This window comes from Actinoplanes nipponensis, assembly GCF_016862275.1.
GTDB lineage: Bacteria > Actinomycetota > Actinomycetes > Mycobacteriales > Micromonosporaceae > Actinoplanes > Actinoplanes nipponensis.
The window spans coordinates 72,262-88,726 of record NZ_BOMQ01000008.1 but is presented as its reverse complement, the minus strand read 5'-3'; the positions used below and the strand labels follow the sequence as shown (position 1 = coordinate 88,726).

The 16,465-nt window shown below is 74.4% G+C and carries 16 protein-coding genes; 9 read left to right on the top strand and 7 right to left on the bottom strand.

The features are described from left to right. Positions 1 to 60: 60 nt before the first annotated feature. From Ani05nite_RS01735 to Ani05nite_RS01715, 5 genes are all read right to left on the bottom strand, one after another. Positions 61 to 1,746, bottom strand: coding sequence for a glycoside hydrolase family 13 protein (locus Ani05nite_RS01735; RefSeq protein ID WP_203763508.1), 1,686 nt, complete (start codon positions 1,744 to 1,746; stop codon positions 61 to 63). Positions 1,747 to 1,814: 68 nt separating this feature from the next. Then, a complete protein-coding gene (locus Ani05nite_RS01730; RefSeq protein ID WP_203763505.1) occupies positions 1,815 to 2,876 on the bottom strand; it encodes a LacI family DNA-binding transcriptional regulator in 1,062 nt (353 codons plus the stop codon). Positions 2,877 to 2,907: 31 nt separating this feature from the next. Beyond that, positions 2,908 to 3,810 (bottom strand): serine hydrolase domain-containing protein, encoded by a 903-nt coding sequence (locus Ani05nite_RS01725; protein ID WP_203763502.1) that lies wholly within the window; start codon positions 3,808 to 3,810, stop codon positions 2,908 to 2,910. Positions 3,811 to 3,850: 40 nt separating this feature from the next. Next, positions 3,851 to 5,836 (bottom strand): GAF domain-containing sensor histidine kinase, encoded by a 1,986-nt coding sequence (locus tag Ani05nite_RS01720; RefSeq protein WP_203763498.1) that lies wholly within the window; start codon positions 5,834 to 5,836, stop codon positions 3,851 to 3,853. A 10-nt stretch (positions 5,837 to 5,846) separates the two neighbouring features. Further along, positions 5,847 to 6,221: a response regulator transcription factor gene (locus Ani05nite_RS01715; RefSeq protein ID WP_203763495.1), complete on the bottom strand. Its 375-nt coding sequence runs from the start codon at positions 6,219 to 6,221 to the stop codon at positions 5,847 to 5,849. 196 nt (positions 6,222 to 6,417) lie between these two features. Here Ani05nite_RS01715 and Ani05nite_RS01710 point away from each other — a divergent pair, with 196 nt between their 5' ends. The 3 genes from Ani05nite_RS01710 to Ani05nite_RS01700 all read left to right on the top strand — a co-directional run bounded on the left by Ani05nite_RS01710 (position 6,418) and on the right by Ani05nite_RS01700 (position 9,361). Next, complete coding sequence (locus tag Ani05nite_RS01710; protein WP_203763492.1) at positions 6,418 to 6,657, top strand: hypothetical protein; 240 nt, start codon at positions 6,418 to 6,420, stop codon at positions 6,655 to 6,657. Between the two features lie 95 nt (positions 6,658 to 6,752). Then, positions 6,753 to 7,370, top strand: coding sequence for a hypothetical protein (locus Ani05nite_RS01705; RefSeq protein WP_203763489.1), 618 nt, complete (start codon positions 6,753 to 6,755; stop codon positions 7,368 to 7,370). Positions 7,371 to 7,531: 161 nt separating this feature from the next. Next, complete coding sequence (locus Ani05nite_RS01700) at positions 7,532 to 9,361, top strand: anthranilate synthase family protein (RefSeq protein ID WP_203763486.1); 1,830 nt, start codon at positions 7,532 to 7,534, stop codon at positions 9,359 to 9,361. 60 nt (positions 9,362 to 9,421) lie between these two features. Here Ani05nite_RS01700 and Ani05nite_RS01695 read toward each other — a convergent pair whose 3' ends face one another. Next, positions 9,422 to 11,341 carry a glycosyltransferase family 2 protein gene (locus Ani05nite_RS01695; protein ID WP_239129097.1) on the bottom strand — a complete coding sequence of 640 codons (1,920 nt, stop codon included), beginning with the start codon at positions 11,339 to 11,341 and terminating at the stop codon, positions 9,422 to 9,424. 234 nt (positions 11,342 to 11,575) lie between these two features. Here Ani05nite_RS01695 and Ani05nite_RS01690 point away from each other — a divergent pair, with 234 nt between their 5' ends. From Ani05nite_RS01690 to Ani05nite_RS01680, 3 genes are all read left to right on the top strand, one after another. Beyond that, on the top strand, positions 11,576 to 12,595 hold the full coding sequence (locus Ani05nite_RS01690; RefSeq protein ID WP_203763483.1) for an aldo/keto reductase: 1,020 nt from the start codon (positions 11,576 to 11,578) through the stop codon (positions 12,593 to 12,595). Between the two features lie 20 nt (positions 12,596 to 12,615). Then, positions 12,616 to 13,194, top strand: coding sequence for a DsbA family protein (locus Ani05nite_RS01685; RefSeq protein WP_203763480.1), 579 nt, complete (start codon positions 12,616 to 12,618; stop codon positions 13,192 to 13,194). A 72-nt stretch (positions 13,195 to 13,266) separates the two neighbouring features. After that, positions 13,267 to 13,536, top strand: a complete 270-nt coding sequence (locus Ani05nite_RS01680) for a hypothetical protein (protein WP_203763463.1) — start codon at positions 13,267 to 13,269, stop codon at positions 13,534 to 13,536. 14 nt (positions 13,537 to 13,550) lie between these two features. Here the strand turns inward: Ani05nite_RS01680 and Ani05nite_RS01675 are convergent, their stop codons facing one another. Beyond that, positions 13,551 to 14,246, bottom strand: a complete 696-nt coding sequence (locus tag Ani05nite_RS01675) for a winged helix-turn-helix transcriptional regulator (protein ID WP_203763460.1) — start codon at positions 14,244 to 14,246, stop codon at positions 13,551 to 13,553. Positions 14,247 to 14,353: 107 nt separating this feature from the next. Here Ani05nite_RS01675 and Ani05nite_RS01670 point away from each other — a divergent pair, with 107 nt between their 5' ends. From Ani05nite_RS01670 to Ani05nite_RS01660, 3 genes are all read left to right on the top strand, one after another. After that, positions 14,354 to 15,187: a class I SAM-dependent methyltransferase gene (locus tag Ani05nite_RS01670; protein WP_239129094.1), complete on the top strand. Its 834-nt coding sequence runs from the start codon at positions 14,354 to 14,356 to the stop codon at positions 15,185 to 15,187. 207 nt (positions 15,188 to 15,394) lie between these two features. After that, positions 15,395 to 16,147, top strand: a complete 753-nt coding sequence (locus Ani05nite_RS01665) for a hypothetical protein (protein WP_203763457.1) — start codon at positions 15,395 to 15,397, stop codon at positions 16,145 to 16,147. A gap of 32 nt (positions 16,148 to 16,179) precedes the next feature. Next, positions 16,180 to 16,443 (top strand): hypothetical protein, encoded by a 264-nt coding sequence (locus Ani05nite_RS01660; RefSeq protein ID WP_203763454.1) that lies wholly within the window; start codon positions 16,180 to 16,182, stop codon positions 16,441 to 16,443. Positions 16,444 to 16,465 lie beyond the last annotated feature (22 nt).

Genomic DNA, 16,465 nt, shown 5'->3' with positions numbered 1-16,465 from the left:
GAGGACGGCGAGGTGGAGGTCCCGGCCCGGGTTGGCGGACCCGGGCCGGGACGGCTCAGCTCAGACCGACCACCACACGGTGGTGTCCGCCGGAATCTCCACCTCGGCCTCCGACAATCCGACCGGCCCGCTGGTCAGCAGCGCCTCGCCGGGCCGCGGGATCCGGATCGGCCGGTCGGTCATGTTGACCGTGCACCGCAGCGCCGAGCCGCGTTCGAAGACCAGCAGGCCCTCCGGCGCCTCGCACCAGCGCAGGTTGTCCGCCGCGCCGAGGGCCGCGTCGGCCCGGCGCAGGGCCAGCGCGGCCCGGTACAGCTCCAGGGTGGAGGCGGGGTCGCCCTGTTGCGCCGCCACGCTCAGCCGGGCCCAGCTCTCCGGCTGCGGCAGCCAGCTGGGGCCGCCCGCGGGCCCGAAGCCGTACGGCGCCTGCTCGCCCGACCACGGGATCGGCACCCGGCAGCCGTCGCGGTAGCCGTCCTGGCCGGTGGCGCGGTGGAACGCCGGGTCCTGGCGGACCTCCGGCGGCAGGTCGACCACCTCGGGCAGGCCCAGTTCCTCGCCCTGGTAGAGGTACGCCGAGCCGGGCAGCGCCAGCAGCAGCAGGGTGGCCGCGCGGGCCCGGCGCAGGCCCGCGACCGGGTCCACCTCGGCGGGCTTGCGACCGGCGACGTCGCCCTCGTCGGCCTGCAGCAGGCGGGTGGTGTGCCGGACGACGTCGTGGTTGGACAGTGTCCAGGTGGCCGGGGCGCCGACGCGGCGCATCGCCTCCAGGGACTCGTCGATGACCCGGCGCTGGGCGGCCACCTCCCAGGCGGTGCCGAGGTAGCTGAAGTTGAACGCCTGGTGCAGCTCGTCGGGGCGGACGTAGTTGGCCACCCGGTCCAGGGTGGGCGCCCAGGCCTCGGCCACCGCGATCCGCTCGCCCGGGTACTCGTCGAGGATGCGGCGCCAGCTGCGGTAGATGTCGTGCACGCCGTCGCGGTCGAAGCACGGGCTGACGCCCACGTCGAGCAGGTGCCATTCGGTCGTGGCGCCCAGGTCCGGCAGGCCCTGGGCCTTGACCAGGCCGTGGGCCACGTCGATGCGGAAGCCGTCGACGCCCAGGTCCAGCCAGAAGCGCAGGATCGTGCGGAACTCGTCGGCCACCGCCGGGTGGTCCCAGTTGAAGTCCGGCTGCTGGGGCGCGAACAGGTGCAGGTACCAGTCGCCCGGGGTGCCGTCCGGGTCGGTGGTGCGGGTCCAGGCCGGCCCGCCGAAGATGGACGGCCAGTCGTTGGGCGGCAGCTCGCCGCCGGCGCCGCGGCCCGGCCGGAAGTGGTAGCGGGCGCGCATCGGCGAGCCCGGGCCCTCGGCGAGCGCCCGGCGGAACCACTCGTGCTGGTCGGACGAGTGGTTGGGGACCAGGTCGACGATGACGCGCAGGCCGAGGTCGTGGGCGTCGCCGATCAGGCCGCGCGCGTCGGCCAGGGTGCCGAACATCGGGTCGACGGTGCGGTAGTCGGCGACGTCGTAGCCCGCGTCGGCCTGCGGGGAGGCGTAGAACGGGGACAGCCAGACCGCGTTGACGCCCAGGTCGCGCAGGTAGGGCAGGCGGCCGCGGATGCCCGGCAGGTCGCCGATGCCGTCGCCGTCGGAGTCGGCGAAGCTGCGCGGGTAGATCTGGTAGATGACCGCGTCCCGCCACCAGGACGGGGGCGCGGCCGCGCCGGGGCGCTCGGCGGACGGTGCGGTCAGTTGATCGGTCATGGGGGAAGAAGCTAGCAGGTTACTAACTCGTGTTACAGAGGTCGCGCCGACAAAGATCGCATCGACGGTCACGCCGGTTTGGCGGTGGAGTCGCGCACGATCAGCGAGGTGCCCAGCGACTGGTGCGGGTGCTGGTCCTCGCCGCGGATCGCCGAGATCAGGAAGTCCGCCGCGGTGCGGCCCTTGGTCACGATGGGCTGGCGCACGGTGGTCAGCCGGGGCCGGAACCAGGCCGACTCGGCCAGGTCGTCGAAGCCGGTCACGGACACCTCGCCCGGCACGTCGACCCCCAGCTCCTGCAGGGCGTCCACCACCCCGTAGGCCAGCACGTCGGACAGCGCCAGGATCGCCGTCGGCGCGCCCGGCCCGGCCATCAGCGCCCGGGTCGCGCGGTAGCCGTCGGTGCGGGTCACCGGGACCTCGGCCAGCCGGACGTCGTCCATGGTCAGCCCGGCCTCGGCCAGCGCCTCCGCGATGCCGGCCATCCGCCGGGCCAGCGGGCCGCGGTAGCCTCGCACCGGCCGGTCCGGGCCCGGGTCCATCGACACCACGGCCAGCCGCCGGTGGCCCAGCTCCAGCAGGTACCGGGTGACCTCGCGGGCGCCGCCGTGGTCGTCGACGTCCACGCTGGGGGCGTTCTCGTAGCGGTCGCTGTCGATCAGCACGAACGGGATGCCGCGGCGGACCAGCTCGGCCACCTCGCCCCGGTCGGTCTCCAGCCCGCAGACGATGAATCCGTCGACAGCCGCGTACGGGATCGCCTTGAGCACCGAGTCCTGCAGCGGCGGGGTCAACAGCAGGGTGTAGCCCTCCTGGTCGCACACCTGGCCGACGCCCATCAGGAACCGCGCGTAGTACGGGTTCTCCAGGATCCGGGCCAGCCGCTGCGGCAACAGCACGCCCAGCGACTGGGTGGCGCCGGACTGCAGCATCCGGGCCAGCGTGTTGGGCGTGTAGCCGAGCTCCTGGGCCGCCGCCAGGATCCGCTCGCGGGTGGCGGTGGCGATGCGCTGCGGGTTGTTGAACGCGAACGACACCGCGGACCGCGAGACCCCCGCGGCCGCCGCCACGTCGCTGGACGTCGGTTTGGTCCGGCGGCCCGGCTGGTCGCCGGTCCTTCTCGACGACATCCGCCCCGACCTCGCTGCAGTAGGTGAGCGCCTACGATAACCCAGCCGCCGCCAGCAGTCGCCGGGTCACCGCGTGCACGTCGGCGTGCTCGTCATCGGTCAGCAGCACGACGCTGGCGCGGCGCTCGGGCAGCCAGGCCGCGAAGGAGGCGAAGCCCGGGACGTCGCCCGGATGGAAGTACGCCCGGTGGCCGCCCACGGTGCCGACGAACACCCCGTAGCCGTAGTGGCCGGCGAAGAACGCGCGGCCGGCCCGGGGCTCCTCGGCCGTGGGCGCGAGCGGACCGGCCATCACCGCCCGCGACTCCCCGTTCAGCAGCGGTCCGGAGTGGATCCGCTCGTGATAGCGGGCCAGGTCGCCGACCGTCGACCACACGTCGCCGGCGCCGGGCCCGGGCGGCTCGCCGGCCACGTCGTCGCCCGCCGGGCGGCCCGTCGTGGTCGAGCCCATCTCCAGCGGCGCGAAGACGTGCTCGGCCAGGAACTCGCCGTACGGCCGGCCGGCCGCCTGCTCGACGATGTGGGCCACCAGCAGGTAGCCCGGGCTGCTGTGGAGCCAGCGCAGGCCCGGCCGGCTCACCGGGGTCCCCCGCGGGATCAGGCTCACCCGCTCGGCCGGGGTCATCGCCGCGCGCGGGTCGAACCCGGGCTCGTCACCCCAGTGCGGCAGGCCGGAGGTGTGGGTCAGCAGGTGGTGCAGGGTGACCTCGCGCCACCACGGCGGGCTGCCCGGCAGCCAGGACGCGACCGGCCGGTCCAGGGCGAGCCGGCCGCGTTCGGCGAGCAGCAACGCGGCCACCGCGGCGAACTGCTGGCCGATCGAGGCGACCGGGAACCTGGTCCCGGTCGTGGCGGGCGGGCCCGCGGACCGCACCACGACGGATCCGCCGACGGTCACCAGCGCGGCGCCGCGCAGGCCCTCGAGTGTGCGCATGGCCGACAGGCTATCCCCGCGCCGCGCGAATGGGGGCGCCTCAGGCCGCCGGCAGCCGGATGGTGAAGATCGTGCCGGCCCCCTCGGCCGAGCGCACCTCGATCCGGCCGTCGTGGTTGTCCACCACTGTGTGCACGATCGCCAGCCCCAGACCGGTGCCGGGCACCGCCTGCCGCACCGCGTTGCTGGCCCGGAAGAAGCGGGTGAACAGCGCCTTCTGCTCCGCCTCGGGGATGCCCATGCCGGTGTCGGCGACCGTGACCACGATGGCGTCGTCCGCCCGGCCGGCCCGCAGGGCGACCTGCCCGCCGGCCGGGGTGAACTTGACCGCGTTGGCCAGCAGGTTCATCAGGGCCCGGTCGAGCTGCGCGGCGTCGGCGCGTAGCGGCAGCGGACCGTCCACCTCGATGCGCAGCTCGATCCGCGCGTCGGTCGCGGCCGGCCTGATCACCGCGACCGCCTGCTCGACCAGCCCGGCCAGGTCGACCGGCTCGCGCAGGGTGGAGAAGGCCCCGGACTCGATTTTGGAGAGGATCAGCATCTCCTCGATCAGGTCGCGCAGCCGCCGGGTGTTGCGCCCGATCACCCCGAGCATCGTGACCTGGGCCGCGTTCAGCTCGCCGGCGTCGGTGTCCAGCAGCAGCTCCAGGTAGCCGGAGATGCTGGTCAGCGGCGTCCGCAGCTCGTGCGACACGGTGGACATGAAGTCGGTCTTGGCGGTGTCCAGCTCCTGCAGGCGGGCGACCAGGTGCTGCTCGCGCTCGTACAGCCGGGCCAGGTGCACGCCCCGGCCGAGGTCGGCGGCGACGACCTCGACGAGCCGGACGTCCACCGGGGTGAAGGCCGGCCCGTGGTCGCGCAGCAGGGTGAGCGCGCCGAGGCAGTCCCCGCCCACGCTCACCGCCACGGTCAGCACCGCGCCGGCCCCGGCGCAGGCCCGGATCTCGGCGTCCGGCGGCCGTACGTCGGCCTCCGGCGCGGCGTCGCCGGTGGCCCACACGTCGCCGGCGACCAGCCAGGTGACGTCGCACGCGGCCAGCGCGGCCAGGCGCCCGCCCTCGTGCTCGTCGCCCAGGCTGCTCAGGTGCGGCACGTCGGTCTGCCCCGGCGCCATCCGGACCAGCACGTGCTCGGCCCGCATGATGGCGGCCAGCCCCCGGACCGCCTCGTCGATCGCGTCGCGGACCCGCAGGTGGGCCCGGATCCGGTAGCCGAGCTCGCGGACCTCGCCGCGCAGCCGGGCGACGTCGCTCTCGGCGGCCCGGATCCGGTCGCCCTCGTCGGCCATGGCGTTGAAGGCGGCGGCGACCGCCCGGATCTCGGTCGGCCCGCGGGCGGTGTCGGCCCGGACGTCGAGCCGGCCGGCGCCGCGCTCGGCCAGCATCGTCACCACGCCGCCGAGCGGCCGGGTGATCCGACGGGCGGTCACCAGCGCGGTCACCCCGGCCGTGGCCGCCGCCACCAGGGTCAGCACGATCAGCACGACGATCGTGGTCCAGCCCAGCCACGAGCTGCGCCGCTGCAGGGTGGCGGCGCGGACGGCCAGGGAGGCGTCGAAGGCCTCGTTGGCCGCCACGAACGCCTGGAAGAGCGGCTTGCCCTCGGTCACGTACCGGGCCGCGGCGTCGCTGCGGGGCGGCGCCCGGCGCTGCTGCTCGGCCAGCGACCACCAGATGTCCGCCCGGGCGAGCTGGGCGTCCACGGCCACGTCCTCCCGGGCGTTGGCCAGGTCGCGCAGGTGCAGGCCGGCCAGCGTGTACTCGCTGCGGGCCACGTGGTACGTGTCCAGCACCTGCCCGTCGCCGGTGAGCAGGTAGCCCCGCAGCCCCCGCTGGGCGTCGCCGAGGACGGCCCGCAGCCGGGCGTTGGCCAGCTCCAGCGGCTGGACGTGGGTGGACAGCTCGCGCACCACCCGGTGCTGCATCAGCACCGCGGTGGTCTCGGCCACCCCGGAGCTGACGATCAGGGCCACCAGGACGGCGAACGATCTCGTCAGCAGGCGCCCGACGGTGGGGTCACGGCGCATCGGGACCGGCTCAGGCCCGGGCCCGGCTCAGCAGTGCCTGGATGCGCGAGACCAGCTCGCGGGGGCTGAACGGCTTGGTCACGTAGTCGTCGGCCCCGGCGCTGAAGCCGCCCTCCACGTCCTGTTCCTGCACCCGGGCGGTGAGCATGATGATCAGCATGTCGGCCGTGGCCGGGTCCGCGCGCAGCATCCGGCACACGTCGATGCCGGACAGCCCGGGCATCGAGACGTCCAGGACCGCCAGGGTGGGCCGGCGGGCGCGGGCCTGTTCGAGCGCGGCCTGACCGTCCTCGACCGCGATCACCTCGAGGCCGGACTGTTCGAGCTTGAACGCCACCAGGTCTCGGATATCGGCGTCGTCGTCGGCGACCAGGACCACCGTCACGGACTTACCCCCCGTCGCGGGCCGGGCGGAACAGCTCGGCCTTCTCACGCTACTTAATCGCACGATATCCGGTAGATCGGTCATGTGCGGCAGCACGGCGCAACCGCATGGCAACTGGCACGCAGCCGCTCCCGCAGCCTCCCCCGGGTGTGCTGAGACCACGACACCCCGTGCGACCGCCCGGCAGGAGGATCCGATGACTTCCCTGATCACCGACGACGTCCGGACCGAGGCACTGTTCGTCTCGCACCTGCAGCGCTCGCAGCAACCCACGCCCGAGCTCATCCGGGCCGCGGTGACCGCGACGGTGGACCGGCTGGGCGAACGCGGCTGCGCCGCGCTGGTCGCCCAGGAATTCGGCGAACACCCCGACTGCGCGCTGGGCCGCATGCAGTGGGCCCGCACGGCGGTACGCCGCGCCTACGCCGCGGCCTGACTCCCCCGTACGGCGGCTCCCACCCGGCCCCACGGCCGCGAATACGCACCGTGACGGCCGAGCCCGACCATCCGCCCTGCTCGTACGGTGGTCGGGTGCCCCACGACATCACCGCCCGTCACCGGGCCGGGGGTGTCGGCCGCCTGGTCGCGGTGCGCGGCGCCGCACCCCGGCACGCGGCCCCGGCACCCGTCGAGCCCCACCTGCACCGGCGCCGGCTCCGCCGGTTGGCCGTGCCGGCGGTGCTCCTGCTCGCGGCGGTCACCCCGCTGTTGTTCCGCGCCCCGGTCACGCCGCGGGCCGCCGTACCCCCGCCCGTGGTCTCCGTCCCGCCACCGCCGACCGCGACCGAACCGCCCGCGCCGGCCATCACCCGGCGGCCGTTGCACGCGGTTCGGCAGGCCGCCAAGGCCACCCCGCCGCCGCCCGCCCCGGCCGCCTCCGCACCGCCCGCGGTGCCCCCGGTGCTGCTCGGCCCGGCCACCGACGCGGACCTCGCCGCGCTGCTCGGGACCTACTGCCGCGCCACCTACGGCCGGTTCACCCTCGCGGCGGCGACCGCCGACGGCTGGTTCTGCGCCCCGCTGGCCCGCGCCGCGGTGGCGCTCGACCCGGACGCGATGTGCCGCTGGCGCTACGGCGACCAGGCCCGGGCCCGGCTCGGAAACGCCGGGCCACCGCGCAGCTGGCGCCGCTACCGCGACGGCCCCTAAGATGGCCGGCATGCACGCGCGATTGAGCATGTGGTGGCCCGCCGACCCGGCGGCCCCACCCACCCGCGCGTAACTCTCACCACCGCGGCCGCCTCCGACGAGGCGGCCTTTTTCGTACGGCCCGGTCCTCGGCGGCGACCCCAGCCCGAGACGAGGAACCGATGGAACCCTTCGCCCTGCTGCACCGCGACGGCGCCGACCACGTCGACGTCCTGACCGGCGACGTCGTCACCGTGGCCGCGCTCGCCGACATCCCGCTCAGCCCGGGCCGGAGCGGGCCGCAGACCCTCGCCCTGGTCCCGTACCGGCAGATCGCCGAGCGGGGCTTCGCCTGCGTCGACGACGGCGCGCCGCTGGAGTGCCTGCGGATCGCCGCGCACGACACCAAGCCGCTCGCCGAGCTCCTGGCCGAGCTGCCCGAGACCCCGGTCGCGCTGCGCGACGGCGGCTTCGACCTCTCCGACGAGACGTACGGCGAGATCGTGGCCGAGGTGCTGCGCGACGAGATCGGCCGGGGCGAGGGCGCCAACTTCGTGATCCACCGGGTCTTCACGGCCACCGTGGACGGCGACCCGCTGGCCGCCGCCCGGTCGGCGTTCCGCGAGCTGCTCACCGCAGAACAGGGCGCGTACTGGACGTTCCTGATCCACACCGGCACCCGCACGCTGGTCGGCGCCACCCCGGAACGGCACGTCAGCGTGGCCGACGGGCTCACCATGATGAACCCGATCAGCGGCACGTTCCGGCACGACGGCGAGCGCTCGCTGGCCGACTTCCTGGCCGACGACAAGGAGCGCGACGAGCTCTACATGGTGCTCGACGAGGAGCTCAAGATGATGGCCGCGGTGGCCGAGCACGGCGGGCAGGTCGTCGGGCCCTACCTCAAGCGGATGGCCCACCTGACCCACACCGAGTACCTGCTGGCCGGCCACGGCTCCCTGGACGTGCGCGAGGTGCTGCGGGCCACCATGTTCGCCCCGACCGTCACCGGCAGCCCGGTGGAGAACGCGTGCCGGGTCATCGCCCGCCACGAGCGCCGCGGCCGCGGCTACTACGCCGGCGTGCTGGCCCTGCTCGGCCACGACGACCAGGGCCGGCAGACCCTGGACGCGCCGATCCTGATCCGGACCGCGGAGATCTCCCCGGCCGGCCGGCTGCGGGTGCCGGTCGGCGCGACGCTGGTGCGGCACTCCACCCCGGCCGGCGAGGTCGCCGAGACGCACACCAAGGCGGCGGGCGTGCTGGCCGCGCTGGGCGCCACGGCGCTGCGGCCCCCGGCGGTCCGCCCGCCCGGCGACGACCCGGCGATCCGGGCCGCGCTGGCCGCCCGCAACGACGGCCTGGCCCGGTTCTGGCTGGACCAGCGCCGCCCCGGCGCGCTGACCGTGCCCGCGCTGGACGCGCGGACGGCGGTGATCGTGGACCACGAGGACACCTTCACCGCGATGCTGGCCCACCAGCTCAAGGCGCTGGGCCTGCGGGTGCGGGTGGTGCCGTGGACGACGCCCGCCGTGCCGGAGGCCGACCTGGTGGTCGTCGGCCCCGGCCCCGGCGACCCGGCCTCGGCCGAGCCCAAGATGGTCCGGGCCCGCGCGCTGGTGGCCGGGCTGCTGGCGGCGCGGCAGCCGATGCTGGCGGTGTGCCTGGGCCATCAGGTGCTCTCGGCCGTTCTGGGGTTGCGCCTGCACCGCCGGGACACCCCGTACCAGGGGGTGGCCCGCGACGTCCCGCTGTTCGGCGCGGTCCGGCGGGTCGGCTTCTACTCGAGCTTCACGGCGCTGAGCGACCACGACCGGCTCACCACCGCGTACGGCGAGGTCCTGCTGGCGCGCGACGAGGGCGACGGGAGCGTGCACGCCCTGCGCGGCGAGGGTTTCGCCGGTGTGCAGTTCCACCCGGAATCGGTGCTCAGCGCGGACGGCGTCACCGTCCTCACCGAACTTCTTCCACCACTTCTGACCCGGGTGGTTAGTCCCGCTCCGCTGGGGTAGCGATAGTGATGTCGGTGGTTCAAGCGGATCGAGAGCCTCCGCTTGGACCACCGACCCACGTCAGCGGCCGGTGGCCGCCGCGAGCTGGTGCGCGTCGACGTAGCCCTGTTGCACGGCCAGGTCGCCGAGCCGCTGCCACGCCAGGTCCGAGGTGGCCTGCAGGTCGAGCAGTTGTTCCAGCTCCTGCACGGACAGCAGCCCCTGCGCGACCAGCCGCTCGCCGATCCGCCGCTGCGCGGTGACCGAGAACGACCGCGGCACCCGCGACACCAGCCGGGACAGCGACCCCGCGGCGGCCACGGTGAGCAGGTGCGCCATCGGCGCCACCGAGATCAGCAGGGTGAGGCCCGCCCACACGTACAGCGACGGGTAGTCGTGGTGCAGCAGCTGCCCGGTGACCAGGCAGGCCGCGGCCAGGCCGGCCCAGCCCAGGTGCGGCCGGAAGGTGCGCCAGGTGTCGCCGGTGGCGGCGGCGCCCTTGGCCGTGACGACGTAGGCCAGCGGCCGGCCGGCCAGCTGCGCCGCGGCCGCGGCCACGTAGACCGGCGCGGTGATCAGCTCCAGCGCCATCCCGGCCAGGCCCCACGAGCGGCGTTCGTGCTCGACCAGGTTGAACCGCTGGGTGAACTGGAAGAACGTCATGCCGACGACGATGTTGGCGACGAACAGCACGCCCCAGACCAGCGCCGGCAGCCGGGTCACGGTGACCCCGCCGACCAGGTAGATCGCGCTGAGCGCGACGCCGGTGACCCAGGACAGGGCGGTGGTCGGGTAGTGCGACTGCAGGGCGAAGAACGACCACCGCTGCCCGGCGCTCAGCTTCGGCAGCAGCCGCGGCGAGTGCTGCCGGGCGATCTCCCAGATGCCGTACGCCCACCGCTTCTGCTGGCTGAAGAAGTCCGAGTACGTCGCCGGGCCCTCGCCCACCGCCAGGATGTCCGGGGTGTAGACGCCCCGCCACCGGTTGCCGGAGACCGGGTTGGCCGCGCCGTAGACGACCATCGAGGTGAGGTGGTCCTCGATGATGCAGTCCTGGTAGCCGCCGATCTGCCGGAACGCGGCCGGCCGGTACAGGTGGTTGGTGCCGATCAGCAGCGGCGCGCCCCGGCCGTTGCCGCCGCGCTGCATGATCCCGTGGAAGATGTACGCCAGCTCGGCCGCGCCCCGGGCGACGAACGACTCGCTGAGGTTCGCGTACACCTGCGGCGCCACCACGAAGGCGGTGTCCGGGTCGGCGAAGTAGCCGAGGGTGCGCTCCAGGAAGTTCGGGTACGGCACGTGGTCGGGGTCCATCTGGGCCACCACGTCGTAGTCGGCCTCGTGCGCGGCCCGCCAGGCGTTGTGGTTGCCGTGCTTGGTCCGCGCCTTGAACTCGCCGCTGGGCTGGTTCCACTCCGGGTGGCCCTTGCGGCTGAAGTGGCGTACGCCGATCTCCTCGCACCGGCGGCGGACGTCCTCGTCGTCACCCTCGTCGAGCAGCCAGACGTCGACGGGGCCGTCGTGGCGTACCCGTTTCATCGCGCGCAGCGTGGTCAGCACCAGGTCGACCGGCTCCTTGCCGGGCACGATCGTGGTCAGCACGGCCACCCGCAGGCCCGGCGGTGCCGGGATCGGCACCGGGTCGCAGGCCCGGGCGGCGAAGTACGCCAGCACCCAGGTGCGCAGGCCGACGATCAGCTGCAGCCCGATCATCAGGAACAGCCCGACGACCATGACGGTGTTGCCGACCGGGTGCCCCGGCTGGAAGCGCGGCAGGTTGCCCGGCAGCAGCAGGTAGACCACCAGGGCGGCGGCCAGGGCGATGTGCAGCGAGGCCACCCCCAGCATCAGCCGGTGCTGGCCGCGGCCGAGCACCCGCCGGTAGCGGACGGTCTCCGTGCCCGGCTGCAACGGACCGGTGATCTCGGTGGCCGTCCGGCCGTAGAGCTTGCCGGGCAGCCGGCGCTCCAGGATCTCGGTGGCGGCCGGTTCGAGGGTCATCGGTGCCGCCCACTGGCGGCACGGCGGGTCGGTGCGGGCGGCAGCTCGGAGACTGCGCGGCGGCACCCGGAGGTGGGGAGAGAGGACACATCCGGGCAATCGGTCGCGCGAACGCCGTCTTGAGGATGCCGCCCGCGCCGATCAGCCGGCCGAGGGCGCCGGCCGGAGTACGTCGAGAGCCCGGCCGGCGCCCGCTTCCGGGTGGACCTGCCCGCGGCGACGTAGGTTGCCGGTATGGAATACCGCACCCTCGGGCGCAGTGGCTGCGCCGTCTCCCGTCTCTGCCTGGGCACCATGACCTTCGGCGCCGAATCGGACGAGGAGGTGTCGCACGCCCAGCTGGACCGCTTCGCGGAGGCCGGCGGCACCCTCGTGGACACCGCCGACGTCTATTCCGCCGGCGAATCGGAACGCATCATCGGCCGCTGGTTCGCCTCCCGCGACGCCGCGGTGACCGAGCCCATCGTGCTGGCCACCAAGGGCCGCTTCCCGATGGGCTCCGACCGCAACGACCTCGGCCTGTCCACCCGGCACCTCACCCGGGCGCTGGACGCGTCGCTGCAGCGGCTCGGCCTGGACAGCGTCGACCTCTACCAGGCGCACGCCTGGGACCCGGTGACGCCGCTCGAGGAGACCCTGCGCACCCTGGACGGCTTCGTCCGCCAGGGCAAGATCCGCTACTACGGCTTCTCCAACTTCACCGGCTGGCAGCTCACCAAGGCGGCGTACCTGGCCCGCGAGCTCGGCCTGGCCGCCCCGGTCACCCTGCAACCGCAGTACAGCCTGCTGGTCCGCGAGATCGAGTGGGAGATCGTGCCGGCCGCGCTCGACGCCGGCCTGGGCCTGCTGCCGTGGAGCCCGCTGGGCGGCGGCTGGCTCAGCGGCAAGTACCGCCGCGACCAGCGGCCGACCGGGGCGACCCGGCTGGGCGAGGACCCGGACCGCGGCATGGAGGCGTGGGAGCGGCGCGGCACCGACCGCACCTGGGCGATCATCGACGCGGCGCAGTCCGTTGCCGAGGCCCGGGGCGTGTCGATGGCCGAGGTGGCGCTGGCCTGGGTCACCGACCGGCCCGGGGTGACCTCGACCATCCTCGGGGCGCGCACGGTCGAGCAGCTCGAGACCAACCTGCGGGCCGCCGACCTGCACCTGGACCCGGCCGAGACCGCGGCGCTGGACCGGGCCAGCGAGCTGGCCGCGCCGGACTACCCGTACGGGCCCCTCGGCGTCGACCAGCGCAGCCGGGCGCTGTGAACGCGCCTAGGATCGACGCCATGGAGGCTACCTACTTCTTCGACCCGGCCTGCCCGTTCACCTGGCGCACCTCGCGCTGGCTGGTCGGCGTGGCCCCGCAGCGCGACGTCACCCTGCGCTGGCGGGCGTTCAGCCTGTCCATCCTCAACGGCGACGACGTCCCGGAGCAGTACAAGCCCATGATGGCCGCCTCCGCCCGGGCGCTGCGCCTGGTCGAGGCGCTGCGGGCCGACCACCGCGACGAGGCCATCGGCACCTTCTACACCGAGCTCGGCAACCGCACCTTCGAGGCGGGCGTGCCGCTCTCCGACGAGATCGTGGTGGCGGCCGCCGAGGCGGCGGGCGTCGCGGACCCCAAGACCGTGCTCGACGACGAGTCCTGGGACTCCTCGGTCCGGGAGTCCCACGAGCTGGCGTTCGCCTCGGCCGGCCCGGACATCGGCTCCCCGGTGCTGCTGGTCGACGGCGCGCGGCGGGGCGTGCACGGTCCGATCATCGACGAGGTCCCGGCGCGCGAGGAGGCGCTGGCCCTCTGGGACGCGGTGGTGCCGCTCGCCCGCAGCGACACGTTCTTCGAACTCAAGCGCGGCCGCTCCTGACGTACCGGGTTTGCCGGCGCGACGTGGTTGGGTAACAGCGTCGCGCCGTCACCGGTACAACGAGGAGCCCCCATGGTCGAGCCGCACATCACTCTGGACACCGCATCGCTCAACCAGGTGGAGGAGAAGCTGCAGGGACCGCTGGAGGACCAGCTCACCTCGGCCCTGCAGGCGGCGGCGGACAAGGTCACCCACGAGTACGCCGGCGAGCCGGTCGACACGGTCACCGTGAAGCTGCTGGAGCAGACCCGCGCGGGCCTGCACCCGGACATCGCCGCGGGCTTCGCCCCGGACCAGGGCGAGCTGCGCCGCGTCGCGGAGGCCATCGTCCACACCGCCTGACCGGAGCGACCCGCTCAGGCGGACACCGACGCCGGCGGCCGGGGCACCGACGCGAACACCGACAGCGTGAACCAGCCCGGCAGCGTCCGGCGTACCGCCTCGGGCCCGTGCACCCGCAGCTGGCCGGAGCGCAACGTCTCGGTCCAGCTCCGGTCGCCGCGCCAGACCTGGACCAGCGCGCGCAGCTCCGCGGTCAGGCTCACCGTCACCTCGTGGCCCGGGTCCTCGTCGCACACGTCCGCCTCCCCGCCGGCGATCACCAGCCACCACGCGCGCGGATGCGGGGCCCGGACGTCGGGGAAGGTCACCGCGACCACGGTCCGTCCCGGCGGCACGGCCGCGTGGTCGATGTTGCGGCGCATGTCCCAGAGCAGCAGCTTCGGGTCGAGGTCGGCGTCGCCGATCTCGCCGATCCAGCGGATCCCCCAGGCGCCGACCGCCTCGACGATCGGCCGCAGCTCCTGTCCGGCCGGGGTCAGCCCGTACCGCACCTCGCCGTCGCCGGGCCGGCGCTCCACGACACCGGCCGCGGCCAGCTGCTGCAGCCGCTTGGACAGCAGGGTCGGCGACATCCGGGGCAGGCCCCGGCGCAGGTCGTTGAACCGGCAGCTGCCGGACACCAGCTCGCGGACGATGAGCAGGGTCCAGCGCTCGTCGAGCAGCTCCATGGCCTTGGCCACGGGACAGAACTGGTGGTACGAGGCGCTCATGAGCAGCAGCGTAGGCCCGCCGGCCCGGCCGGCGGCAGTACAGATCGTGTACTGGAGCGGGTGTCCCGCCGATCCCTACCGTCACCACCGACGGAAGGGAGCGGCAGATGACCGTACAGCCGGACACGATGGAGGCCGATCGGGCGCTCAAGGCCCGCCACCGGGCGATGTGGGCCCTCGGCGACTACCCCAGCGTCGCCACCGAGGTGATCCCCCACCTGGGCGCGACGCTGGTCGCGGCCTGCGCGCCCGGGCCGGGAGACCGGGTGCTGGACGTGGCGGCCGGCGCCGGGAACGCGGCGATCCCGGCCGCGCTGGCCGGCGCCGAGGTGGTGGCCTGCGACCTGACACCGGAGCTGCTGGAGGCGGGACGCGCCCTGGCCGCCGGGCCCGGCGCCCGGGTCGACTGGCGGGAGGGCGACGCGGAGGCGCTGCCGTTCCCCGCCGGCTCGTTCGACGCCGTGCTGTCGTGCGTCGGGGTGATGTTCGCCCCGCACCACCGGGCCGCCGCCGACGAGCTGGTGCGGGTGTGCCGGCCGGGCGGCGTCATCGGCCTGATCAACTGGACGCCGCGGGGCTTCATCGGTCAGCTCTTCGCCCTGATGAAGGCGTACACCCCGGCGCCGCCGCCGGGCGTGCAGCCGCCGCCGCTGTGGGGCGACGCCGGACACGTCCGGGACCTCTTCGGCGACCGGGTCGCCGAGGTCAGCGCGACGGTGGGCGCCGCGGTGATCGACCGGTTCGCCGACGGCGCGCAGTTCCGCGACTTCTTCAAGGCGCGGTACGGCCCCACCGTCGCCGCGTACCGCAACCTCGCCGGCGATGCCGACCGGGTGGCCGCCCTCGACCGCGACCTCGAGGATCTGGCCCGCCGCCACGACCGCGGCAACGGGGTCATGGACTGGGAGTACCTGCTGTGGACCGGCCGGCGGACGCGCTGACCCCCGGCGTTACCGGCGGCGCCGGCCGGCGGTGAGCAGGGCGACGAGCGCGCCGGCGATCACCGCCACGACGAGGAGACAGACCACCAGATGCCACGGCTTGATCGCGCCCATGCGGGGCACCGTACCGGAGCCCCGCCACCCCGTCGGGGGCCACCTCGGCGACAGGCCGCAGCGATCATCGCGCGCATCGATTAGCCTGACCTCGTGGAGACCGGCCACCCGCAGCCTGCCGGCCCGGCGGTCGCCGCGCCGGGGGTGCCGACCCGTCCGTTCCTGACCCTGGCCGACATCGCCGACATCGCCCGAGCCTTCAAGGGCGTCGACCCGGCGTTCTTCCTCCCCCTCGCTGAAGCACCCATCGTCCTGCTGCAGAGCTCCGCGGGACGCGGCCGCGGGAGCAGCGCGGTCAGCCTGATGGACTCCTTCTACAGGCTTCTCACCCGGATCGATACGGGCCCGGACCTGTGGATCGGCACCTCGCGATTCGCCGTCCGGACGGATCCGCAGGGCCACCGATTCCTCGCGGACGACTCCGGCAAGCGGTACGCCCCGGACAGATCCTTCAGCGTTCTCCGCGCATCCGGGACCGGCTCGGTCCTGCATCCGCTCTCGGCGATCGAGCGGCAAGCCGGGGTGCAGGACGTCGACGTCGTCCGTCCGGCACCGCCGGAAGCACCGGGCGGGGCGCGGCGCCTGCTGCAGCGAGCCGCCGCCCGCCTCAACCGGCAGCTGCAGCGCGCGTCGGAACCGCTCACCTTCGCCTCGCTGTGGCGCCGGCTGATCCGCGCCGCGGTCTCGGTCCTGCGGCAACTGCTCCACCGCCAGCGCCGGTGTCATACCGAGACGCCCGAGGCGGTCACCCACAGCCACACCGTTGATCAACATCGCACGCGCGGGCCCAACCCTGCCCGGACGACCTCGCCCCACATGGTCATCCGGGAGCCGACGCCTGTCTGACGGCTGCGCTCCCCGGCACAGGGAGTCAACTCATGCCCGTCTGGCTGCTGGAACTGATGGAGACGTCGCCGTATGTCGCGGTACCCGTCGTCGCGATCTGGCTCATCGTCAAGCACTGGTGTCTGTTGCTGGCGGGCACGTTCGCCGTGCTGCACCCGGATGAACGCCGGCGCGAGGACGCGCGCGAGGTGGTGAGACTCCTGCGCTACGGGGACCGCGGCCCCGCCGCGCTGGAGGAGGGGCCGCCACCCGGCCGGCCGCCGCGCCGCCGGCACCGACGCCGGCGGCGGGTCTGAAGGCGCCGGGTCCGGAACCGGC